General features: G+C 71.2%; 20 protein-coding genes. 8 read left to right on the forward strand and 12 right to left on the reverse strand.

Annotated elements, in window-relative coordinates; genetic code table 11:
* From SACAZDRAFT_RS00715 to SACAZDRAFT_RS00730, 4 genes are read left to right on the forward strand one after another with little or no spacing between them, the layout of a single operon-like run.
* The gene (locus tag SACAZDRAFT_RS00715; protein ID WP_005437683.1) at nucleotides 1-2007 is read left to right on the forward strand and encodes an acetyl/propionyl/methylcrotonyl-CoA carboxylase subunit alpha; all 2007 of its coding nucleotides are present in this window, start codon (nucleotides 1-3) and stop codon (nucleotides 2005-2007) included.
* Nucleotides 2004-3161, forward strand: a complete 1158-nt coding sequence (locus SACAZDRAFT_RS00720) for an acyl-CoA dehydrogenase family protein (protein WP_005437685.1) — start codon at nucleotides 2004-2006, stop codon at nucleotides 3159-3161. Before SACAZDRAFT_RS00715 ends, SACAZDRAFT_RS00720 begins: the two co-directional genes overlap by 4 nt.
* Before the next feature lie 20 nt (nucleotides 3162-3181).
* Complete coding sequence (locus tag SACAZDRAFT_RS00725) at nucleotides 3182-4024, forward strand: SDR family oxidoreductase (RefSeq protein ID WP_005437687.1); 843 nt, start codon at nucleotides 3182-3184, stop codon at nucleotides 4022-4024.
* Nucleotides 4014-4622: a TetR/AcrR family transcriptional regulator gene (locus tag SACAZDRAFT_RS00730; RefSeq protein WP_005437689.1), complete on the forward strand. Its 609-nt coding sequence runs from the start codon at nucleotides 4014-4016 to the stop codon at nucleotides 4620-4622. The genes SACAZDRAFT_RS00725 and SACAZDRAFT_RS00730 overlap by 11 nt, the downstream gene beginning before the upstream one ends.
* Nucleotides 4623-4661: 39 nt before the next feature.
* Here the strand turns inward: SACAZDRAFT_RS00730 and SACAZDRAFT_RS00735 are convergent, their stop codons facing one another.
* The 9 genes from SACAZDRAFT_RS00735 to SACAZDRAFT_RS00775 form a co-directional block, all read right to left on the reverse strand.
* A complete protein-coding gene (locus tag SACAZDRAFT_RS00735) occupies nucleotides 4662-6155 on the reverse strand; it encodes a SulP family inorganic anion transporter (RefSeq protein ID WP_005437691.1) in 1494 nt (497 codons plus the stop codon).
* A 529-nt stretch (nucleotides 6156-6684) separates the two neighbouring features.
* Nucleotides 6685-7521 carry a class II fructose-bisphosphate aldolase gene (locus SACAZDRAFT_RS00740; RefSeq protein ID WP_005437694.1) on the reverse strand — a complete coding sequence of 279 codons (837 nt, stop codon included), beginning with the start codon at nucleotides 7519-7521 and terminating at the stop codon, nucleotides 6685-6687.
* 4 nt (nucleotides 7522-7525) lie between these two features.
* Entirely contained in the window at nucleotides 7526-8410 is an 885-nt protein-coding gene (locus tag SACAZDRAFT_RS00745) for an SIS domain-containing protein (protein ID WP_005437696.1), read from the reverse strand.
* A gap of 53 nt (nucleotides 8411-8463) precedes the next feature.
* On the reverse strand, nucleotides 8464-9450 hold the full coding sequence (locus SACAZDRAFT_RS00750) for an ROK family protein (RefSeq protein WP_005437698.1): 987 nt from the start codon (nucleotides 9448-9450) through the stop codon (nucleotides 8464-8466).
* Between the two features lie 6 nt (nucleotides 9451-9456).
* Complete coding sequence (locus SACAZDRAFT_RS00755; RefSeq protein ID WP_005437700.1) at nucleotides 9457-10389, reverse strand: carbohydrate ABC transporter permease; 933 nt, start codon at nucleotides 10387-10389, stop codon at nucleotides 9457-9459.
* Entirely contained in the window at nucleotides 10386-11309 is a 924-nt protein-coding gene (locus SACAZDRAFT_RS00760) for a carbohydrate ABC transporter permease (RefSeq protein ID WP_005437702.1), read from the reverse strand. Before SACAZDRAFT_RS00760 ends, SACAZDRAFT_RS00755 begins: the two co-directional genes overlap by 4 nt.
* 64 nt (nucleotides 11310-11373) lie before the next feature.
* A complete protein-coding gene (locus SACAZDRAFT_RS00765) occupies nucleotides 11374-12597 on the reverse strand; it encodes an extracellular solute-binding protein (RefSeq protein ID WP_005437704.1) in 1224 nt (407 codons plus the stop codon).
* Nucleotides 12598-12682: 85 nt separating this feature from the next.
* The gene (locus SACAZDRAFT_RS00770; RefSeq protein ID WP_005437707.1) at nucleotides 12683-14107 is read right to left on the reverse strand and encodes a Gfo/Idh/MocA family protein; all 1425 of its coding nucleotides are present in this window, start codon (nucleotides 14105-14107) and stop codon (nucleotides 12683-12685) included.
* A 274-nt stretch (nucleotides 14108-14381) separates the two neighbouring features.
* Nucleotides 14382-15326 carry a 1-phosphofructokinase family hexose kinase gene (locus SACAZDRAFT_RS00775; RefSeq protein WP_005437709.1) on the reverse strand — a complete coding sequence of 315 codons (945 nt, stop codon included), beginning with the start codon at nucleotides 15324-15326 and terminating at the stop codon, nucleotides 14382-14384.
* A gap of 204 nt (nucleotides 15327-15530) precedes the next feature.
* On the opposite strand from SACAZDRAFT_RS00775, the gene SACAZDRAFT_RS00780 reads away from it, so the two are divergent.
* Nucleotides 15531-16316, forward strand: coding sequence for a DeoR/GlpR family DNA-binding transcription regulator (locus tag SACAZDRAFT_RS00780; RefSeq protein ID WP_040927861.1), 786 nt, complete (start codon nucleotides 15531-15533; stop codon nucleotides 16314-16316).
* A 110-nt stretch (nucleotides 16317-16426) separates the two neighbouring features.
* On the opposite strand, the gene SACAZDRAFT_RS00785 is transcribed toward SACAZDRAFT_RS00780, so the two are convergent.
* Nucleotides 16427-17053, reverse strand: coding sequence for a TetR/AcrR family transcriptional regulator (locus tag SACAZDRAFT_RS00785; RefSeq protein WP_005437712.1), 627 nt, complete (start codon nucleotides 17051-17053; stop codon nucleotides 16427-16429).
* 44 nt (nucleotides 17054-17097) lie between these two features.
* Here SACAZDRAFT_RS00785 and SACAZDRAFT_RS00790 point away from each other — a divergent pair, with 44 nt between their 5' ends.
* Both SACAZDRAFT_RS00790 and SACAZDRAFT_RS00795 read left to right on the forward strand, forming a co-directional pair.
* Nucleotides 17098-17850 carry an SDR family oxidoreductase gene (locus tag SACAZDRAFT_RS00790; protein ID WP_005437713.1) on the forward strand — a complete coding sequence of 251 codons (753 nt, stop codon included), beginning with the start codon at nucleotides 17098-17100 and terminating at the stop codon, nucleotides 17848-17850.
* Nucleotides 17847-18626 carry an SDR family oxidoreductase gene (locus SACAZDRAFT_RS00795; RefSeq protein ID WP_005437714.1) on the forward strand — a complete coding sequence of 260 codons (780 nt, stop codon included), beginning with the start codon at nucleotides 17847-17849 and terminating at the stop codon, nucleotides 18624-18626. Before SACAZDRAFT_RS00790 ends, SACAZDRAFT_RS00795 begins: the two co-directional genes overlap by 4 nt.
* Nucleotides 18627-18761: 135 nt before the next feature.
* On the opposite strand, the gene SACAZDRAFT_RS00800 is transcribed toward SACAZDRAFT_RS00795, so the two are convergent.
* The gene (locus SACAZDRAFT_RS00800; protein ID WP_005437715.1) at nucleotides 18762-19685 is read right to left on the reverse strand and encodes a serine hydrolase; all 924 of its coding nucleotides are present in this window, start codon (nucleotides 19683-19685) and stop codon (nucleotides 18762-18764) included.
* Complete coding sequence (locus tag SACAZDRAFT_RS00805) at nucleotides 19682-20638, reverse strand: LysR family transcriptional regulator (protein WP_005437716.1); 957 nt, start codon at nucleotides 20636-20638, stop codon at nucleotides 19682-19684. Before SACAZDRAFT_RS00805 ends, SACAZDRAFT_RS00800 begins: the two co-directional genes overlap by 4 nt.
* Nucleotides 20639-20751: 113 nt before the next feature.
* Here SACAZDRAFT_RS00805 and bla point away from each other — a divergent pair, with 113 nt between their 5' ends.
* Nucleotides 20752-21654, forward strand: a complete 903-nt coding sequence (gene bla, locus SACAZDRAFT_RS00810; RefSeq protein WP_005437717.1) for a class A beta-lactamase — start codon at nucleotides 20752-20754, stop codon at nucleotides 21652-21654.
* Nucleotides 21655-21669: the final 15 nt, after the last annotated feature.

Below are 21669 nucleotides of genomic sequence, written 5' to 3' on the forward strand. Positions count from 1 at the left end.
GTGATCACGAACCTGCTGGTCGCCAACCGCGGTGAGATCGCGCTGCGGATCTTCCGGACCTGCCGGGAACGCGGTGTGGGCACCGTCGCGGTGTACTCCGACGCCGACACGCACGCGTTGCACGCCGAGGCCGCCGACGCCGCGGTGCGGTTGCCGGGTGACACGCCCGCGGACACCTATCTGCGGGTGGATTCGGTGGTCGCGGCGGCGCTCGCCGCCGGTGCCGATGCGGTGCACCCGGGCTACGGTTTCCTGTCCGAGAGCGCGGAGTTCGCCCGCGCGGTGCTCGACGCGGGACTGACCTGGATCGGACCGTCGCCGGAGAGCATCGCGCTCATGGGCTCGAAAGTGGCGTCGAAACGTGTGGTGGCGCAGGCCGGAGTACCGGTGCTGGCCGAACTCGATCCGGACGAGCTCACCGACGACGCGCTGCCGGTGCTGGTGAAGGCGTCCGCTGGCGGTGGTGGACGCGGGATGCGCGTGGTCCACCGGCGGGCCGACCTCGCCGCCGCGGTGACGGCGGCCCGCGCCGAGGCCGCCTCCGCGTTCGGCGACGCGACCGTGTTCTGCGAACGCTACGTCGAGCGCGGCCGCCACATCGAGGTGCAGGTGCTGGCCGACACCCACGGCACCGTCTGGGCGGTGGGGGAGCGGGAGTGTTCGATCCAGCGCAGGCACCAGAAGGTGATCGAGGAAGCACCGTCCGGTGTGGACGAGAAACTGCGGCGCGCGTTGTTCGCCGCGGCGGAGTCCGTCTGCCGGGCGGTGGACTACGTCGGCGCGGGCACCGTGGAGTTCCTCGTCACCGACGACGGCGAGTTCTTCTTCCTGGAGATGAACACGCGGTTGCAGGTCGAACATCCGGTCACCGAGTGCGTCACCGGCCTCGACCTCGTCGCATGGCAGCTGCGGATCGCCGAGGGCGAGGCACTCCCGCCCGAACCGCCCGAGGCGCGCGGGCACGCGATCGAGGCGCGCCTCTACGCCGAGGACCCGCGTGCCGACTGGCGGCCGGGCAGCGGGACGCTGCACCGGTTCGCGGTGCGGGACGTGCGGGCGGAGTTCACGGTGCCCGACCGCCACGGCATCCGGCTCGACAGCGGTGTGGGCGACGGCACCACGGTCGGCGTGCACTACGACCCGATGCTGGCGAAGGTGATCGCGTGGGGTCCTGACCGGAGGGCGACGGCCCGCATGCTCGCCGGGGCGCTGGAGGCGGCGCGGCTGCACGGGCTCGTCACCAACCGCGACCTGCTCGTGGCCGTCCTGCGGCATCCCGCGTTCCTCGCCGGTGACACGCACACCGACTTCCTCGACCGCCATGCCGCCGAGGTGCTCGACGCGGGGGCGAGCGAGGACACCGTGCGGTTGTCGGTGCTGGCCGCCGCGCTCGCCGACGCGGCCCACAACCGAGCGCGGGCCCGTGTGCTCGCGTCCCTGCCGGCCGGGTGGCGCAACGTGCCGTCGGCTCCCCACACCAAGAGCTACCGGCACGGCGGGGTCGAGCACGTCGTCCGCTACACCGCCACCCGGTCGGGCTTCGTGCCGGAGGACCGCGCCGACGTCACCGTGGAGTCCGCGACGCCCGAGCGGGTGCTGTTGACCGTCGGTGGAGTGCGGCGGGCCTTCGACGTGTGTCGCTATCCGGACCTCGTGACGGTGGACTCTCCGCAAGGCTTCGTCGGCCTCACTCCCGTCCCGCGCTTCGGCGATCCGGCGGCCGAGCTCGCCGAGGGATCGTTGACCGCTCCCATGCCCGGCGCGGTGGCGCGCGTGGCCGTGGCGGTCGGCGACGAGGTCCGCGCCGGTCAACCGCTGTTGTGGTTGGAGGCGATGAAGATGGAGCACCGCGTCGCCGCCCCGGTCGACGGCGTGGTCACCGAGCTCGCCGTGGCCCCGGGAACGCAGGTCGAACAGGGCGCGGTCCTGGCCGTGGTCACTCCGAAGGCGAGCCCGGAACCGACCGACACCACCGACCCCGCCGACACAGCGAAGGAGCCAGCGTGACCTTCACCGAACCGTCCGAACGCCAGGAGCTGCGTGCGGCCGTGGCCGAGCTCGCGGCGAAGTACGGCCACGAGTACTACCTCGGCAAGGCCCGTGGCGGCGGTCACACGAGTGAACTGTGGGACGAGGCGGGCCGGCTCGGCTACCTCGGTGTCTCGGTTCCCGAGGCCTACGGGGGAGGGGGTGCGGGCATCGGCGAACTGGCCGCCGTGTGCGAGGAGTTCTGCGCGGCGGGCACCCCGATGCTGCTCATGGTGGTCTCTCCTGCGATCTGCGCCACGGTGATCGCGCGGTTCGGGACCGACGAGCAGAAGGCCCGCTGGCTGCCCGGGTTCGCGAGCGGACGGGTGCGGATGTCGTTCGCCATCACCGAACCCGACGCCGGATCGAACGCCCACCGCATCACCACCACGGCCCGCCGCGACGGCGGCGACTGGGTGTTGAGCGGGCGCAAGGTGTTCATCTCGGGCGTCGACGAGGCCGATGCGGTGCTCGTGGTGGGCCGGACGTCCGACGCCCGCACCGGCACGCTCAAGCCGGCGCTGTTCGTGGTGCCCACCGACAGTCCGGGCCTGGAGTACCGGGCCATCCCCATGGACCTGGTGTCGGCGGACAAGCAGTTCGAACTGCTCCTCGACGACGTACGCCTGCCCGGAGACGCACTCGTGGGGGAGGAGGACGCGGCGATCGCGCAGTTGTTCGCGGGCCTCAACCCCGAGCGCATCATGGGCGCCTCGTTCTCGGCCGGCATCGCGCGGTACGCGCTCGACAAGGCGGTGCGCTACGCCCGTGACCGCAGTGTCTTCGGTGCGCCGATCGGTTCGCACCAGGGACTCGCGCACCCGCTGGCGGAGGTGAAGATCGAGCTCGAACTGGCGAGACTCATGACCCAGAAGGCCGCGGCGATCTACGACTCGGGCGACGACGCCGCCGCGGGCGAGGCCGCGAACATGGCGAAGTACGCGGGAGCCGAGGTGGCGGTGCGTGCCGTCGACCAGGCCGTCCAGGTGCACGGCGGCAACGGATTGGCCTCCGAGTACGGTCTGGGCACGATGTTGGCCGCGGTGCGGGTGGGCCGGATCGCCCCGGTGAGCCGGGAGATGATCCTCAACTATGTGGCCCAGCACAGCCTCGGCCTGCCCAAGTCGTACTGACGAGAACCAGGAGTTGTCCGTTGACCGATCTGTCCGGGAAGACGATCATCATGTCCGGCGGCAGCCGCGGCATCGGCGAGGCGATCGCCGTGCGCGCGGCGCGTGACGGCGCGAACGTGACGCTGCTCGCCAAGACCGCCGAGCCGCACCCGAAGCTACCCGGGACGATCCACACGGCCGCCAAGGCGATCGAGGACGCGGGCGGGCACGCCCTGCCGATCGTGGGGGACATCCGCGACGACGAGACGGTGGAGCGCGCGGTCCAGCAGACCGTGGAGCAGTTCGGTGGTCTCGACATCGTGGTGAACAACGCGAGCGCGATCGACCTCACGCCGTCCGAGACCATCCCCATGAAGCGCTACGACCTGATGCAGGACATCAACGCCCGCGGATCGTTCCTGCTGTCGCGCACGGCGATCCCGCACCTGCGCCGTTCGGCCAACCCGCACATCCTCACGCTCTCGCCGCCGATCCGGCTGGAGGAGAAGTGGTTCACCGGCGGCCACCTCGCCTACAGCATCGCCAAGTACTCCATGAGCCTCGTGACCGTGGGGCTGGCCGCGGAGCTGAGGAACGACGGGGTGGCCGTGAACTCGTTGTGGCCGCGCACCACCATCGACACCGCGGCCATCCGCAACGTGGTCGGCGAGGCGCTCGTGAGCCGGTCGCGCACGCCGGAGATCATGGCCGACGCCGCGTACGCGGTCCTGACGAAGCCCAGCCGGGAGCGCACCGGGCAGTTCCTCATCGACGACGAGGTGCTCGCCGCCGAGGGAGTCACCGACCTCTCGCGGTACCGGCTCGCCGAACGCGAGGAGGACCTCCAGCTCGACTTCTGGGTCGATCCTGCCGATGGCGCGTGAACCCCGGCAGGAACGCAGCCGCACGACCCGGCGGAGGTTGATGGAGGCCGCCGTGGACTGCCTGGCCGAACTCGGCTGGACGGGCACCACGGTGGGGGTCGTCGCCGAGCGGGCCGGAGTGTCGCGCGGCGCGGCCCAACACCACTTCCCGACGCGGGAGGATCTGGTGGTGGCGACGGTGGAGTTCCTCGCCGAGGAGCAGATCGCCGAGCTGCGCGAGCGGGCCGGCACCCTTCCGCCGGGACGTCGCCGGGCGGAGCCGGTGGCGCGCCTGCTGCTCAACCTCTACACCGGGACGAAGTTCCGCGCCGCGCTGCACCTGTGGGTGGCGGCCTCCACCGACGACGCTCTGCGTGCGGTGCTCGGGCCACTGGAGGCGAAGGTGGGCCGGGAGGCGCACCGTGTGGCCGTCGACCTGCTCGACGCGGACGAGTCGCGGCCGGGGGTGCGCGAGACCGTGCAGGCGACCCTCGACCTCGCCCGGGGGCTCGGACTGGCGGACCTGCTCAGTGACGACTCCAGACGGCGTCAGCGTCTCGTGCGGCAGTGGGCGAGGATGCTGGAGCCGATCGTGGGTGAGCGTTCCGGGACGGAGTGAAGCGGGCTGCGGTTCGGTCGGACCGCAGCCCGCTCGGGCTCAGGCGAGTTCGCCGCTGAGTCGACCGTGGAGTCGCGCGCTGGGGTCGTTGAGACCGACGATGTCGACCGTCTTGCCGCGCTGCCGGTACTTGGCCTCGACGGCGTCCAGCGCGGCGACGGAGGAGGCGTCCCAGACGTGGGCGGAGCTGAGGTCGATGACGACCTTGTCCGGATCGCCTGCGTAGTCGAAGCGGGAGACCAGCTCGTTGGACGAGGCGAAGAACAACTCGCCGGTGACGGTGTAGAGCACGCTCGTGCCGTCGGGGTCGGTGACGGCGGTGACGTCGGCGAGGTGGGCGACCCGCTTGGCGAACAGGACGATCGCGGTGAGGGAGCCGACGACGACACCGATGGCGAGGTTGTCGGTGGCGACGACGCAGACCACGGTGATGACCATGACGGCGATCTCACCGGCGGGCATCCGCTTCAGGGTCTTCGGAGCGATCGAGTGCCAGTCGAAGGTCGCGAAGGACACCATCACCATCACGGCGACCAGCGCGGCCATGGGGATGTCGGAGACCAAGGAGCCGAAGACGATGCACAGGATCATCAGGAACACGCCCGCGAGGAACGTGGACAGCCGGGTCCGGGCGCCGGACACCTTGACGTTGATCATGGTCTGGCCGATCATGGCGCAGCCGCCCATGCCACCGAAGAAGCCGGTGACGATGTTGGCGACACCCTGGCCCACCGACTCGCGGGTCTTCGATGACCGGGTGTCGGTGATGTCGTCGACGAGTGTCGCTGTCATCAACGACTCCATGAGCCCCACCAGAGCCATCGCGAAGGCGTAGGGGGCGATGATGCTCAGCGTGTCCACTGTGAACGGGACGTCCGGCAGTCCGGGCACGGGCAGCGAGGACGGCAGCTCGCCCTTGTCGCCCACCGTGGGGACGGCGATCCCCGCTCCGACCGTGATGACGGTGAGTACCACGATGGACACCAGGGGGGCGGGAACGACGGTGGTGATCCTCGGGAAGAACACCATGATCGCCAGTCCGCCGAGCAGGAGTGGGTACACGGCCCACGGCACGTCGTACAGCTCGGGCACCTGGGCCAGGAAGATCAGGATGGCCAGTGAGTTGACGAAGCCGACCATCACCGAACGCGGCACGTAGCGCATCAGCCTGGCCACGCCGAGCGCGCCGAGCGCGACTTGGATGACCCCGGCCAGGATCACGGCGGCGACGAGGTAGCCGAAGCCGTGCTCGTGGTTCAGCGGAGCGACCACCAGCGCGATCGCCCCGGTGGCGGCGGAGATCATCGCACGGCGACCGCCGACGATCGAGATCACGACCGCCATGGTGAACGAGGCGAACAGGCCGACGGCGGGGTCGACCCCGGCGATGATCGAGAACGAGATCGCCTCGGGGATGAGCGCCAGTGCGACGACCAGACCGGCCAGCACCTCGGTGCGCCAGACCTTCGGCTGGTTCCACCAGTCGGGAAGCACGCCGCCACGGCGGAGAGCGGAGTTCGCGGGAGAGGACACGGGAGATACCTGTCGTGCTCGGGCGCGCCCACGGGACGACCCTGGGCGTGCGAGGGGGGACGGGGAGGTGCGCGAGTCGCCTCGGCGATTCTCGCGCTGCGGGCCCGCTTGATCAGGGCCGGAAGGAGCTCACGACACGGGTGAGCGAACAGCGAGGGGAGTCACCGGCGTTCGAGGCCGAGCGTTATGGCGGAATCGATGCGCTCGATGTCAGGTACACGCGCACGAAGCTCTCCTGCAAGACTCGACAAGCCGCCGGGAACGTCATCGGCACCGGCATGATCGGACCCGGGGTGGGGCTCCCCACAGTACGGGCGGAACGGCGCACGACCGTTCCGCGACCTCGGCAACCCTACCGTCGCGGCAGTACGCGCGCAGGCCGCCCCGGTCCGCTCCGCACGAACCGGTCGGCTGCGACGACGCGAACGACGGAAAGGACCGCCGTGCCCGGGGCGATCGGCGGCTCGACGCGTGCGTCAGCCGCCGGTCCGGTGTGCCGCCGGGAGGTGGAGGGGTTTCGCCGGTGGGCTCACACGGCGTCGATGACGTCGAGCAGCCGCACCACCTCGTCGGTCATCGCGGTGCGGCCCGCGCCGAGGTACTTGCGCGGGTCCACCACGTCGGGCCGCTGCGCCAGGTAGGCCCGGACCGCGTCGGTGAACGCGTGGTTGAGGTGCGTGGCGATGTTGATCTTCGTCATGCCGGTGCGCACCGCGGCGGTCAACGTCTCGTCGGGCACGCCCGACGACCCGTGCAGGACCAACGGGACGTCCAGCGCCTCCCGAAGTTCCGCGATGCGGCCCAGGTCCAGCGATGCCGTCCGCTCGGTCATCGCGTGCGACGAGCCCACGGCCACGGCCAGCGAATCCACGCCGGTGTCGCGGACGAAGGCCACGGCCTCCTTCGGGTCGGTGCGCACGCCGCGCGCGTGGACGCCGTCCTTGCCGCCCACCTCGCCGAGTTCCGCCTCCACCGCCACACCGGCGGCATGGGCCTCGGCGACGACCTCGGCGGTGCTCGCGACGTTCTCGTCGTAGGGCAGGGCGGAGCCGTCGAACATCACCGACGTGAAGCCGAGCTCCAGCGCCTCACGCACGAGTGCCCGGTCGTCGGCGTGGTCCAGATGCAGCACCAGGGGAGCGGTCGACGCCTCCGCGACGGCGATCACCGCCTTCGCCAGCGGCGCGAGGGCACCGTGGTAGCGCACGGCGTTCTGGCTGATCTGCAGCACGATCGTGCGCCCCGCCGTCTCGGCCGCCGTCGCGTACGCCTCGGCGTGTTCGAGCTGGATGACGTTGAACGCCGCGAGGCCACGGCGCTGCCCGTGAGCCGTGCGCAGCGCGGTGTGCGGGGTCACCAGGGGCACGGGGTCACTCTCCGGACAGGACGATCGAGCGGGTCAGGTTGCGAGGGCGGTCGGGGTCGAGTCCCTTCCCGAGCGCGTGCGCGACGGCGAAGAGCTGGCAGCGCACCAGGGTCAGCTGCGGGTCCTCGTCGAACCACACCGCGAGTGCTCCCGTGGCCTCGACCTCGGCCACGAGTCCCTCCGGCCGCTCGCCGAGGAACACCACCGCCGAGGAGTCGTCCGAGATGGCCTTCGGACCGTGGCGGTAGTCCATCGCCGGATACGACTCCGTCCAGGCGATGGCGGCCTCGCGCGCCTTGAGCGCCGCCTCGTGGGCGAGCCCGACGCTCCACCCGCGGCCGAGGAAGGTGAACTGCGAGCGCTCCAACAGGCTCTCGGGAACCTGCCAGTGCACGGCCTCGTCCGCCGCGCTCGCCAGCGCCTCGACGTCCTCGCCCAGCCCGGCGCGCAGCAGGCTCAGGGTCGACGTGGCGAAGCGGGTCTGCACCACCGATCGCTCGTCGGCGAAGGGCAGCACGACGACGTCGTCGGCAGCCGACCGGCCCGGCGACTCGGGGTCGCCGATCACGGCGAGCGTCCGCACCCGGCCGCGCAGCGCGGTCAACAGCTCCAGGACCTCCGTGGTGGTCCCGGACCGCGAGATGGCCACCACCAGGTCGTAGTCCCGGCCGGCCGGGAACTCGCTCGCCGCGAACGCGTCGGTGAGCCCGTGGCCGAGTGCTTCGCGACGCGCCGCGTACGCCTGGGCGATGAACCAGCTCGTGCCGCAGCCGACGACGGCCACCCGAAGGCCGCGCGCGGGCAACGGGGACGAGGCGGCGAGCGCCGCGGCCTGGCGCCAGGCGTGGGGCTGGCTGGCGATCTCCGCCGAGACGAGGGGAGTGGTCACTTTCGCTCCTTTGTCCGAGGTGCTGCCTGTGTGCGATGGAGGGCTGGTGAGGGCTAGGCCGGTCTTCGCGCCGCGTCCCCGTACGCGGCCACGATCGGACCGAGGTCGGCGCCGGAGGCCTCCCACCCGAGCAGCGCCGCGCCCCACGACCCGGCCGTTCCGCCGAGCGCGGCGGGCACGATGCGAGGGTCCGGGTGCACGGTGAGGCGGGCGCGAACCTGGTCGCGCAGCGGGCCGAGCAGGTCCTCGCCCGCGTGGACGAGCCCGCCACCGATGACGACGTGCGGCACCCCGGTCACGCGGACGAGGTCGGCCACCAGCGACGACAGCACCTCGACGGCGTCGTCCCACACGCGTCGGGCCACGTCCTCACCCGCACGCGCGCGGGCGAGGACGTCCCGAGCGCCGTCGACGGCGACGCCGGACGCGGCGGTGTAGCGGCGGGCGATCGCGGCTGCCGAGGCCACGGTCTCGGCGCAACCGCGCCCACCGCACACGCACGGGGCGCCGTCGAGGGCGCCGCCGTGTCCGATCTCGCCCGCGTAGCCGCCGGAACTCACCATCCGGCCGTCGAGGAGGAGCGCCGCCGCCAGCCCGGTGCCCACGGACACGTACACCTGGTCGGGCACCTCGCGCCCGGCGCCGAGTCGCGCTTCCGCCGTGGCTCCCGAGCGCACGTCGTGGCCGAACCCGACGGCGAGGCCGGTGTGCTCGCGAAGCCGTTGCGCCACGGGCAGGTCACGCCAGCCGAGGTTCTCCGAGTGCACGCACACGCCCCGCCGCTCGTCGACCGTGCCGGGCACGGCAACCCCGACGCCCACGGGCCGGTGTGTCGCGGGCACGGCCGACAGCGCGGTGTCCACGGTGTCGAGCACGACCGCGAACGCGGAGGCGGGGCCCGCCGCGGCCCGCGTCTCGACGCTGCCCTGCCGCAGGACGCCTCTCTCGTCCGCGACGAGCCACTTGACGAACGTGCCACCCACGTCGAGGGCGACGACGGCGGGCCGGGGTCCCCGAGCAGGGTCGACGGTGTCGGACACGGGCACCTACTTGACGCTTCCGGCGGTCAGGCCCGCCACGAGTCGCTTCTCGATGGCGGCGAACAGCAGCACCACCGGCACGATCGCCACGATCGAGACGCCGAACACGTACTGCCACGCCGAGTCGTACTGGCCCACGAACTTGGTCAGCGCCACCGACAGCGGTTGGTTCTCCGCCGAGGTGAGGATCACCAGTGAGGCGGCGAACTCGTTCCAGGCCGCGACGAACGTGAAGATCACGGCCGTGACGATGCCCGGCCACACCAGAGGCAGCGTGACGCGGAAGAACACCGTCCACCGGCTCGCGCCGTCGATCTGCGCGGCCTCGTCGAGCTCCTTCGGGATCGAGGCGAAGAACGAGTGCATGATCCAGGTGGCGAACGACATGTTGAACGCCGCGTTGATGAGGATCATGGCGAGCCAGGTGTCCTGGATGCCCCACGACAGCACCTGACGGAACAGCCCGGCCACCAGCACGGCGGGTTGCAGCATCTGGGTGACGAGCACGCAGAACAGGAAGGCCAGGCGACCAGGGAACCGGAAGCGGGCCGTGTAGTACGCCGCGGGGGTGGCCACCGCGAGAGTGAGCAGCGTGGCGCAACCCGCGATGACGAGCGTGGAGGTCAGGTTGTCGGGCAGCGGCGTCTCCGGCGTGGACCACATGGAGACGTAGTTGTCGGGATGCCACTCCTCCGGCAGGTAGGTCGGGGGAATGCGCAGGATCTCGGGCCGCGACTTGAACGACCCGATGAGCATCACGGCGTAGGGCAGCAGGAAGACCAGCGCCACGACGGCACCCGCGATCACGCGCAACGGGATCGAGCCCCGCGCCCCGGGTACTTCCTGAACCTTCGGCGCGCTGCGGCGCCGGAGGCGTGGGCGGGCGGAGGGAGTCTCCGGCGCCGGGGACGGGGCGGCGGGACCGGCCACAGTGCTCATTCGTCGACCGCCTTCAGTGGTTTCACGATCCGCACGTACACCGCGATCACCGCGATCACGATGACCAGATTCAGCACCGCGAGCGCCGACGCCATCCCGGAGTCGCGCATGTCCTGCAGCACCTTGAACATCAGCGTGGTCGTCGTGTCGGCGTCGTAGCCCGGAAGCGCTCCGGTGACGACGGAGAGGATCGGGAAGTTGTTGTAGACGTTGATGATGTTGATGATCGTGGCCACGGCGAGGGCGGGCCGCAGGTGCGGCAGCACGATGCGGAAGTACGTCACGCGGGGCGAGGCGCCGTCGATGCGGGCCGCCTCCAGCAGCTCCGGACTCACCGACTGCAGGCCCGCCAGCAGCGTGTACGTCGTGAAGGGCAGCGACACGAAGATCGCGATGCCGATCGCGACGAGGAACGCCGACGGCATCGACTTGGTGAAGCCGAAGTCGGGCGAGTCGAGGAGACCGATGTCGTGGAGGAACTGCTGCACGATGCCGTAGCCGGGTTCCAGGCCGTAGTAGATGACCGTGGTCGTCATGACCACCGACGCCGCCCACGGCACGATCACCGCCAGCCGCACGAACTGGCGTCCCGGGAAGGCTTTGTTCAGCAGGTTCGCCAGCGCCATCGACAACACGATGGTGACCACGACGACGACCGACACCCACAGCACCGTGCGGAGGAGGACCCCGGGCAGTGCGGGCAGGTCGAACAGCGCCTCGTAGTTGTCGAGACCCGCGCTGCCGCGGTCCTTGCCGGTCTGCGAGATCTCCCGGGTCGAGTTGATGATCATCAACACGGCCGGGTACAGGACGACTCCGGCGATGAGCAGCAGGCTGGGGCCGATCCACGGCAGCGCCTTCAGCAGGTCACGGCCGGACCCGCCGCGGCGACGCGCGGTGTCGGTTGCAGTGCGTGGCATGGGCGTTCCCTCGTCGTGGAGCGCGGGGCGCGGTCGGTCGGGACCGCACCCCGCGCTGGTCACCTCAGGCGTTGTCGACCTCGGCCTGGATTCCGGCCAGGACCTGCTTCGGGTCGGTTCCCGTGGCGATGAGCCCGATCTGCGACTGCATCGCCGACTGCGCGGTCGCCCACGCCGGGTTGGTCGACGGGTAGAACTGCGCGTGCGGCAGCAGGTCGAGGAACGGCTTCATGGCCTCGTCGGTCGACTGCTCGGCGCCCGACTTCGTGACGGGCAGGAAACCCTCCGTCTCGACGAAGTTCAGGTAGTTCTCGGCCTGGTAGAAGTAGTCGAGGAAGGCGCCGATCTGCTCGGTCTTCTCCTCGTCGTTGCGGAAGGCCATGAGGTGGTCGGCGACGCCGAGGGTCACCTTCTCGCCGTCCTTGGTGGGGATGTCGACGACGGAGTAGTCGAGGTCCGGGTTCTTCTCCTCGATCATGCCCACGATCGGCGGCAGCCCGACCGCCATGCCGAACTTGCCCTGGATGAACTGGTCGAGCATCGGCGTGCGCTGGGTGGCGCCCGCGTCCGGCTGGGTCAGCCCGTCGTCGTGGAGCTTCTTCATGAACCGCGCCGCTTCGAGGTTCTGCGGAGTGTCCACGGTGATCTCGCCGGGGGTGCCGTAGCCGCCACCGGCGCCGAGGAACCAGATCCCCGCCTCGGCCTGTGCCTCCTCGGAGCCGAGCGGCAGGCCGTAGCCGTAGGCGTCGGTGTTGTCGGTGACGGCCTTGGCCGCGTCGTACAGCTCGTCCCACGTCGTGGGCGGCTCCTCGACCCCGGCCTGCTCCAACAGGTCGTCGTTGACGAACAGCGCCCGCGCGGAGGCGATCAGCGGGAAGCCGTACTGGATGCCGTCGACGGAGGCGTTCTCCCGGAACGAGTCCTGGAAGTCGTCGATCGTCTCCGGCGACACCAGCTCCTCGGCCGAGTACAGCAGTTCGTCCTCGACGTAGCCCGCGAACGCGTCGATGCTGAGGAGGTCGGGCGCTTCGTTGGACTGCACCCTGGTCCGGATGACGTCGTTGATGTTCTCCCACGACTGCATTTCGAGCTTCACCGTCACGCCCGGGTTGGCGTCCTCGAAACCGTCGATCACCTCCTCCCACAGCTTCTTGGTGTTGTCCGAGTAGGACGCCGCGAGCATGGTTAGCTCGACGGTGCCGTCCTCGGCGGAATCTCCGCCCGAGCACGCGGCGAGCGTCATCGCGGTCGCCGCTACCAGGGCCGTGGCACGAATCCGTCGGGTCACGGCCGCCCCTCCTTTGGGATCGGTTGAGTGGATGCGACTCGCCGGCCACGAGGGGCCGGCGAGTCGACGGTTCTCGAAGCCGCGGTTACTTCGCGACCGCGGGCATGTCGGTCTCCTCCGAGTCGAGCCCGGGACGCGACTCCGACCAGCGGCCGCGCGTGAAGTCGGGCACCGCGACGGGCCGTCCGCCCTTGCGGATCGACTCGCCGGACAGAGGCACCGAGGAGCACCACACGGCGGAGTCGTACACGTCGATGTCCGGCACCAGTCCCGCCCGCATCTGCTGCACGATCCGCCACTGCAGGATGTAGTCCATGCCTCCGTGGCCACCGTTGTTCGCGGCGTCGTCACCGACCTTGCGCCACAGCCAGTGGTCGTAGCGGTCGAGGTAGGGCTGCGCGTCCGCCCACTGGTGTCCACTGTGGTCGGGCTCGACGTAGATGCGGGTGGGGTAGTCCTCGAACAGGCCCCGCGTGCCCGCGATGCTGTTGATCCGGCTGTAGGGGCGCGGGGAGCTGACGTCGTGCTCCGCGCGGACCATGCGGCCCTTCTCGGTCATCAGCATGCTCGTGGTGCGGTCGCCCTTGACGTAGGTCTCCGTCCACGACGGGTGGTCGGCGGGCATGAACCGCTCGCGGTAGTCGGCGAGTCCGAGCGCGGCGGAGCTCGTCGCGGTGAGGTGGGTGAACCGGTCGCCGCGGTTGATGTCCATGCACGCCGCGATCGGGGCGAGGCCGTGCATGGCGTAGAAGCTCGCGTCGATCGTGGCGTGCCACGCGCGGCGCCAGTCGTCCGGCTCGTAGTAGCCGCTGAAGAGCAGGTCGCGCAGGTCGTGCAGGTAGCCGCCGTGCCCGTTGGTGAGCTCGCCGAACAGGCCGTCGTGGGCCATGCGCAGGATCGCCAGTTCGTTGCGCCCGTACGAGCAGTTCTCCATGAGGAAGACGTGGCGTCGGGCGCGCTCGGAGGCGTCGACGAGCTGCCACAGCTCCTTCAGTTCGGTCGCGATCGGCAGTTCGATCCCGACGTGCTTGCCGCCCTTGACGGCGGCCATGCCCTGGCGGAAGTGCCACTCCCACGGCGTCGCGACGTAGACGAGGTCGACCTCGTCGGACGCGCACAGCTCCTCGTAGGCCCGGTCGCCACCGGTGAAGATGGTCGGGCGTCGCCCGGTCTCCGACTGCACGGTGTCGGCGGCCCGGTTGGCCCGGTCGGGCAGCGTGTCGCACACGGCGGTCACGACGGCGCCGGGCACGGCGGTCCAGCCGCTGAGCATGCCCATACCGCGGTTGCCCAGGCCGATCAGGCCGATGCGGACCTCGTCGTGGCGTTCGAACGGCACTCCGATCATGGAGCGCTGGCCCTTCCCTCGGGCCGGTGCGGCCGCGGTGTCCTGGTCCGCGGCGGCCGGGAGTGCGCCGCCCGCGGCGAGGATGCCCGTGGCTCCCGCAGCTCCCGCTGCCAGTCCCACGCCCTGCAAGAACGTCCGTCGGCTCGGAGTGGCCTCCACCATGACTTCTCCCTGTCGGTGTCGGTGTGGTCGGCATCGGGTGAGAGCGCGGATGCCGTCTCGTCCGCTTTCGTGGCGGCAATCTTTACTCCGCGCCAACAAGCTGTCAAGAGTTGATTGAAGTGGCGCCGTTCCAATCAAAATCAATCAAGATGCCGCCGCCGTGTCCGCGGTCTGCGCACGCGTGTCCGCCGTCTGTGCACGCGTGTCCGCTCCCTGCGTCCGCGTGTTCGCACCTGCTGTACGGCGAACGGACGTACCGGCGCCTCCGAGTGGATCAGTGCTGGTCGAGGCCGGGGGAGGCCACCACGCTCGCTCGCGTGCGCGCGTACATGTCGAGGTCGACCTCTCCGGCGACCGGCCTCGCCACCGCGGCCGCGGACAGGGCGACGGCGTCGGCGAGCTGCTCGGCGAGGATGTCCGGAAGCGGCCGCTCGTTGCGGTGCAGAGCGCGGGCGAGCGCCGCGACGGCCGCATCGCCCGCTCCGGTCGGGTTGCCGTGCACGAGCTCGACCGGGCGAGCCTGCCAGGTCCGCTGTGGACGGCCGGAATCCGCTACCAGAGCGATCATTCCGGCTTCGGCGCGGGAGACCACCACGCCGGCGGCTCCCTCGTCGAGCAGCCGTTGCGCGCCCGCCGCCAGGTCGTCGCATCCGGTCGCCGCCCGGAGTTCGTGGTGGTTCGGTTTGAGCAGCGTGGCGCCGGCCCGGGCGGCGGCGAGCAGGTGTGGTCCCGAGGTGTCGACGACGATCCGTGCGCCACGTCGCCGCGCCGCGCCGACCACGGAGGCGAGTGCCTCGTCGCCGGTGCCGGGCGGCATCGAACCGGACACCGTCACCACGTCGCCGTCCCCGACGGCGTCGGCGGTCAGCGCGCACAGGCGTTCCCACGCCGACTCGGACACCGCGGGACCGGGTTCGTTGAACAACGTCGTCGTGTCGGCGTCGACCACCGCGGTCGTGCGCCGGGTCGGCGAGGGGATCAGCACCCAGCGCTGGTCGACGTCGGACAGCAGCGCGCGCAGCCGGTCGCCGGTGTCGCCCCCGAGGAAGCCCGTGCACGCCACCGCTTCGCCGAGTCGGTGCAGCACCCGCGCGACGTTGACCCCCTTGCCGCCCGCCGTCTCGGAGACCGTCTCGACGCGGTTGACCTCTCCCCACTGCGCGCGCGGGAGGTGGTACGTGACGTCGAGGGCCGGATTGGGGGTGATCGTGAGGATCATGGGTGCTCGCTTCCCGCTGCCGCGCGGAGCGGCAGCCCGCAGGTGCCGCCGGATAGCAATGCTCGATACTGCGCGTTATACCGGACTACCAATCAATTTCTGTCACAATCGCAGTACGATGAGGACGATAGCACCGCGCGGCCTCGTCCCGAGGTGGCGAAGAACGACGGTCGCCACGACGCGACGCAAGGAAAGAGAATGCCGATGAACCGCCACGAGAGGCTAGCGGGCCTGCTCGAACTCGTCATCGAGCGGGAGAGCGTCCACGTCGACGAGCTCGTGCGGGAGCTCGGGGTGTCGGCGGCCACGGTGAGAAGAGACCTCGACGAACTCGCCGAGCAGCAGCTCATCACGCGCACGCGGGGCGGCGCCACGTCGGCGCCCGGTTCCGCGGATCTTCCCCTGCGCTACAAGGCGGGCCGCCGCGCCGAGGAGAAGACGCGGATCGCGCAGGAGGCGGCGTCGCTGGTCGAGCCGACCCAGGTGGTGGGTCTCAACGGCGGAACCACGACCACCGAGGTGGCTCGCGAGCTCGCGGTGCGACCCGAGCTGCGCGGTCCCGCTCCGGGCGACGAGGTCGTCGTCGTGACGAACGCCGTGAACATCGCCAACGAGCTGGCCGTGCGCCCGCACCTGCGGGTGGTGGTCACGGGAGGCGTGGCCCGGGCGTTGAGTTACGAGCTCACCGGGCCGCTCGCGACGCCGATCCTCGAACAGATCTCGCTGGACGTGCTGTTCCTCGGTGTCGACGCGATCGACGCGACGCGGGGGGCGGCCGCGCATCACGAGGGGGAGGCGGCGGTGAACGGGGCGTTCGTCGCGCGGGCGAACCGCGTGGTGGTGGTCGCCGACTCGGCCAAGCTCGGCCGGACGGCGTTCGCCACGATCTGCGGCATCGAGGCAGTGGACACGCTGGTGACGGACACCGGGGCGGATCGGGCGCTGGTGAAGGAGCTGCGCCGCAGCGGCGTGGAGGTCGTGCGGGTGTGACGCCGCGCGCGGCGGGGGTGGCGCAACAGGTGAGCGAGCGCTTAGTATGTCGGTCGTCCGAGGGGATGCACCCTGTCGTGAACGGGTCGGGAGGTGGGCGTGCGACGCGGTCAGCTCGACGATCGAGTGGGGTCGGCGCCCAGCATGCGCAGCGCGAGCTCGCCGTACCTCGCGCCCAGCTCGTCCGGTGAGGTGCGGGAGCGTTCCGTGTACCACCGGGCGACGTCCACGCCCAGGGACAACACCGCGCGCGCGGCGATCCGCGCGTCCGACACGGTGAAGTCGCCCGAGTGCTGGCCCGCGAGCACGAGGTCCTGCACGATGCGCTCGATGTCCCGGCGCAGCTCGGCGACGACGCGGTACTCCTCGTCGGGAAGCGCACCGATCTCGTACTGCACCACCCGGGCGATCGTGTGGCGCCGCGCGTGCCAGGCGACGAACCGTTTCACGATCTCGCGCATCGCGTCCACCGGGGCGTCGGCCGATTCGGCGGCGGTGCGCACGAGGTCGAGCGCCTGCTGGTGCCCGCTGCGGCTGATCGCGAACAGCAGCGCCGCCTTCGACGGGAAGTGCACGTACAGCGCCGCCGGGCTCATGCCCGCTTTGGTCGCGATGTCGCGGGTGGTGGTGGCGTGGTAGCCCCGCTGGGCGAAGGACTCGACCCCGGCCAGCATGAGGCGGCGGGCCGCGTCCGGTTGGACATCCGGCCACAGCTCGGCCGACAGGGATTTCGTCATGCCCGAATTGTAAGCGAGCGCTTAGCGTGGATTGGAGATCGGCCGTGGACGCGTTGACAGACCGGGTCGCCATTGTGACAGGCGCGAGCCGGGGGATCGGCTTCGGGGTGGCGCAGACGCTGGTCGACGCCGGGGCGAAGGTCGTCATCACGGCCCGCAAGCCGGACCCTCTGGCCGAGGCCGTCGCACAACTCGGCGGTGAGTCGGTCGCGCTGGGCGTGCCCGGCAAGGCGGACGACGCCGACCACCAGGACGAGGCGGTGGCGCGCACACTGGAGACCTTCGGGCGCATCGACTTCCTGGTGAACAACACCGGCATCAATCCCGTCTACGGTCCGATCCTGGACGTGGACACCGACGCCGCGGCGAAGATCTTCGGTGTCAACGTGCTGTCGCCGCTGGCGTGGACCCGCAAGGTCCGCGACGCGTGGATGGGCGAGCACGGCGGCGCGATCGTCAACGTGTCCTCGATCGCGGGTCTGCGCACGTCGCCCGGCATCGGCATGTACGGCGTGAGCAAGGCGGCACTGATCCGGCTCACCACGGAACTCGCGCACGAGCTCGCCCCCTCCATCCGCGTCAACGCGGTGGCTCCCGCCGTCGTGAAGACGACGTTCGCCACCGCGCTCTACGCCGATCGCGAGGAGGAGGTGGCCTCCGCCTACCCGATGCAGCGCCTCGGCGTACCGTCCGATGTGGCCGGTGCGGTGACGTTCCTGCTGTCGGAGCAGGCCGGGTGGATCACTGGGCAGACGCTCGTCGTCGACGGCGGTGTGACCCTCGGGGGTGGACTGTGACGCTCGAACTCGCCGGTGCCGGTGTGGTCGTCACCGGTGGGGGACGGGGGATCGGCGCCGCGCTGGCCACCCGGCTGGCCGCCGAGGGCGCGCGCGTCGTGGTCGCCGATCTCGACGGCGACGCGGCGTCGGCCGTGGCCACCCGGATCGGCGGCACGGCGGTGGCCGGTGACGCGGCGTCGGAGGACGGCGTGCGCGCGCTCGTCGCGGCGGCGCGCACGACGCTGGGAGAGATCGACCTGTTCTGCGCCAACGCGGGCATCGCCGTCGCCGGAGGGCCCGAGGTGCCCGACGAGCAGTGGGCGCGGGTGTGGGAGGTCAACGTGATGGCCCACGTCCGTGCGGCGCGGGAGCTGCTGCCGCGCTGGCTGGAGCGTGGCCGGGGGCACTTCCTCGCGACCGTGTCGGCGGCGGGGTTGCTCACCAATCTCGGCGCGGCTCCGTACTCGGTGACCAAGCACGCCTCGCTGGGCTTCGCCGAGTGGCTGGAGGTGACGTACCGGCACCGCGGGGTCCGGGCGCAGGTGATCTGTCCCCAGGGGGTGCGCACCGACATGCTCGCCGACGCCGGTCCCGCGGGCTCCGCCCTGCTGGGGCCGCGCGCGATCGAGCCGGAACAGGTGGCCGACGCCGCCGTCGAGGGGCTGCGCGACGGCCGGTTCCTCATCCTGCCGCACGCCGAGGTCGCCGAGTACTACGCCCACCGCGCCACGCAGACCGAGCGGTGGCTGGCGGGGATGAACAAGCTTCAGCGCAGGCTGGAGAACGCGTCGTGACGGTGGCGTGAACGTCGGCGCCGGTGACCACCCACGGAAGCGTCCCGTAAGCGCGGACGCGCGTGCGCGGGGCGCGGACACGGGTGCGGGAAGTGCGGACGCGCGTGCGTGGGGCGCGGACACGGTGACTGGGCTTCAACGGCGCAGGCTCTCGAAGGCCGTTCGGGCGGCAGCGCCGATGGCCAGGTCGATGTCGTGCGCGGTGCTCGCCCGGCGGTGGGAGCGGGTCAACGCGGCGACGGCGACGCGGTCGCCGGAGTCCGCCTCGACGACTCCGATCTCGTGCCGCAGGTGCAGGAACGTGCCGGTCTTGCCACTGACCTTCACCGTGTCGGCGCGCAGGTCGCTGGAGAGCCGGTGGGTGAACACCTGCAGGCCCATCAGCCGCCGCAGCTCCGCGGTGGCCGACGGGTGGGCGATCTGGTCGAGCCACACGCGCTGGAGCAGGTCGACCAGTGCGGTGGCGGTGCCGACGTTGCCGTGCGCCGGGTCGAGGGTCTCGATCGAGTAGTGGCGCGTGGCGTCGTCGCGGATCGCCAGTTCCAGCGCCAGCCCGAAGTCGTCGCCCGCGACCCCCGCCGCGCACTCGTACATGCGGTGGAGCCGGTGTCGGACCCGGATCCCGGAGCAGCCCCACTGCCGGAGGCGCTCGTCCACGGCCGCCACCCCCACGAGGTCGAGCAGGGCGTCTGCACTGGCGTTGTCGCTGACGGTCAGCGTCTGGTGGAGCAGGTCACCGACCGCCAGGGTCGCGGGATGCCGGAACGCCGACACACCCGTGGGGCCGACGCTGCGGTGCTCCGGCACGATGGTCACCGGCAGGGCGGCGTCGAGTCGCCCGTGTGCGATCTCGTCGAGCACCACCAGCGCGAGCGGGACCTTGACGACCGAGGCCAGCGGAACGGGCGTACCGGTGTCGAAACCCAGCTCCTCGCCGGTGTCGAGGTTGCGGGCCAACAGGTGTCCGAGAGCACCGACCGCGGCCCAGTGCTCCGCGAGGGACTCGGCCACGGCCAGCAGCTCCGCCGACGTCGCCACGTACGCGGGTGTGCCCGTCATCCTGACACCGCCAACCGCGTGTGGTGATCGCGAGCCGGGGAGTCCACGGTGGATTCCCCGGGATCCGGTGAGACGCCGAGAGCGGTGGCCACGAGCGGTGCGAGCCACGCCGACTCCTGCGCCTCGCGCCGCCCGCTCGGGCGAGAGGAGAGCGCGATCTCGTACCCGCGGTGCAGAGCAGGGTCGGCGAGCGGCGCCCACGCGAGCGCGTGCCGCCGGGCGAACGATGCCGTGCACAGCAGCATCGCCGGCCCGGCGAGGGTGTCGGCGACCGCGGCGGCGAGTGAGGTGGCGGGCCTGATCCTGCCGTCGGGAAGTCCGGCGCGGGCCGCCGCCTTGGCGAGGCGTTCGGCGGCGAAGGGCACCTCGTCCTCACCGGTGGTGAGAATCGGGGCGGGCGGGTTCACCGCTCCCCGTCGTGGCCGCAGGTCCTCCAGGTGCACCGCGCGCCCGGGCGGGCCGCTGTGCGGGGCGGTGGCGAGACCGAGGGCCACGCGCAGCGACGCCCTCTCCGGTGCCACGCGCAGCACGGCGAACGCCAGCGAGCCGTCGGACAGACCGTGTTCGCGCTCTGCGGCGGACAGTTCCCGGACACCGATGGTGACGCCGCGCTCGGCCCCGGCCCGGATCACGCGGGCCAGACCGGCCGGATCGGCGTCGGGTGGGACGCCCAGAGCGTGGGTGGCGGTGGACAGCGCCGTCGCGGCCACCTGGCGCAGGTGGTCGACCCGGCTCAGGACGTCGCGGGCATGGGGGAGGAGCAGCACACCGAGGTCGGTCGTGTCGACGCGGCGGCGGGTGCGGTCGAAGAGCGTCCCACCGAGGTGGTGTTCGAGTGTCTTGATCCGTCGGCTCAGCACCGGCTGCGCGACGTAGAGCCTCTCGGCGGCGGCGGAGAAGCTGCCCTCCTCGGCGATGGCGACGAAGGCTTCGAGGTGTGCGAGCAGGTCCACACCAGCGGTTATATCAGAACGCTATGCGAGTCTTGGATATCTCTCTTGGACATAGTCGCGGCGGCGCTGCTTGGCTCGGCTCAGATCGTTGTCGAGAGAGTCGAGGAGCGCCGATGAGTGCCGGAGTGTCCCGCCGTTCGCTGATCCGTACCGGGTTGGCCGTCACCGCAGGTCTCGCCACCGTGGGTTTCGGTGTCCCGAACGGCACCCCGCCCGTCGTGCCGGGCAGAGTCCAGGGCGAGTTGCGTGCGCTCGAAGCCCGCCACGCCGCACGACTGGGCGTGTACGGGATCAACACCCGCTCGGGAGCCGTCGTCTCCTATCGGGCGCACGAGCGGTTTCCGATGTGTTCGACGTTCAAGACGCTGGCGGCCGCCGCCGTGCTCCGCGATCTCGACCGCGACGGGGAGGTGCTCGACAGCTGGGTCCACTACACCGAGGACGACCTCGTGGTGGGCTCACCGGTGACGGAACGCCACGTCGGCACGGGCATGCGGGTCGCGGACCTGTGTGCCGCCGCCGTCAGCGAGAGCGACAACACCGCGGCGAACCTGCTGCTGGACCGCATCGGAGGTCCACGCGGGGTCACCCGCTTCTGCCGGTCCCTGGGAGACCGCCTCACCCGCCTGGACCGCTACGAGCCCGACCTCAACAGCGCTCTCCCCGGCGACCTCCGGGACACCACCACACCGGCCGCGATCGCCGAGGACTACCGGCGCCTGGTCGTCGGCACGGCGCTCGACCGCGGCGACCGGGCACGGCTGACGACCTGGCTCACCGAGAGCGTCACGAGCGACACGCGGTTCCGCGCGGGGCTGCCCTCCCACTGGCGGGTCGCCGACAAGACCGGCTCGGGCTCCTACGGCACGGCGAACGACGTCGGCGTGGCGTGGACGGACGACGGCACTCCGCTGGTGCTGGCCGTGCTGTCGACCAAGCACACTCCGGACGCGGAATGGGACGACGCGCTCGTGGCGAGAACCGCGCGCGTGCTGGCCCGCGCCCTCGTCGAGTAGGGACAGAGGCGGCGC

The sequence above is a fragment of the Saccharomonospora azurea NA-128 genome (genome assembly GCF_000231055.2).
Lineage (GTDB): Bacteria > Actinomycetota > Actinomycetes > Mycobacteriales > Pseudonocardiaceae > Saccharomonospora > Saccharomonospora azurea.

Coding starts and splice junctions, on each gene's coding strand:
- SACAZDRAFT_RS00730 (WP_005437689.1), top strand. CDS start 4,014: ATGGCGCGTGAACCCCGGCAGGAACGCAGCCGCACGACCCGGCGGAGG.
- SACAZDRAFT_RS00755 (WP_005437700.1), bottom strand. CDS start 10,389: ATGAGCACTGTGGCCGGTCCCGCCGCCCCGTCCCCGGCGCCGGAGACT.
- SACAZDRAFT_RS00760 (WP_005437702.1), bottom strand. CDS start 11,309: ATGCCACGCACTGCAACCGACACCGCGCGTCGCCGCGGCGGGTCCGGC.
- SACAZDRAFT_RS00770 (WP_005437707.1), bottom strand. CDS start 14,107: ATGGTGGAGGCCACTCCGAGCCGACGGACGTTCTTGCAGGGCGTGGGA.
- SACAZDRAFT_RS00775 (WP_005437709.1), bottom strand. CDS start 15,326: ATGATCCTCACGATCACCCCCAATCCGGCCCTCGACGTCACGTACCAC.
- SACAZDRAFT_RS00780 (WP_040927861.1), top strand. CDS start 15,531: ATGAACCGCCACGAGAGGCTAGCGGGCCTGCTCGAACTCGTCATCGAG.
- SACAZDRAFT_RS00785 (WP_005437712.1), bottom strand. CDS start 17,053: ATGACGAAATCCCTGTCGGCCGAGCTGTGGCCGGATGTCCAACCGGAC.
- SACAZDRAFT_RS00800 (WP_005437715.1), bottom strand. CDS start 19,685: ATGACGGGCACACCCGCGTACGTGGCGACGTCGGCGGAGCTGCTGGCC.
- bla (WP_005437717.1), top strand. CDS start 20,752: ATGAGTGCCGGAGTGTCCCGCCGTTCGCTGATCCGTACCGGGTTGGCC.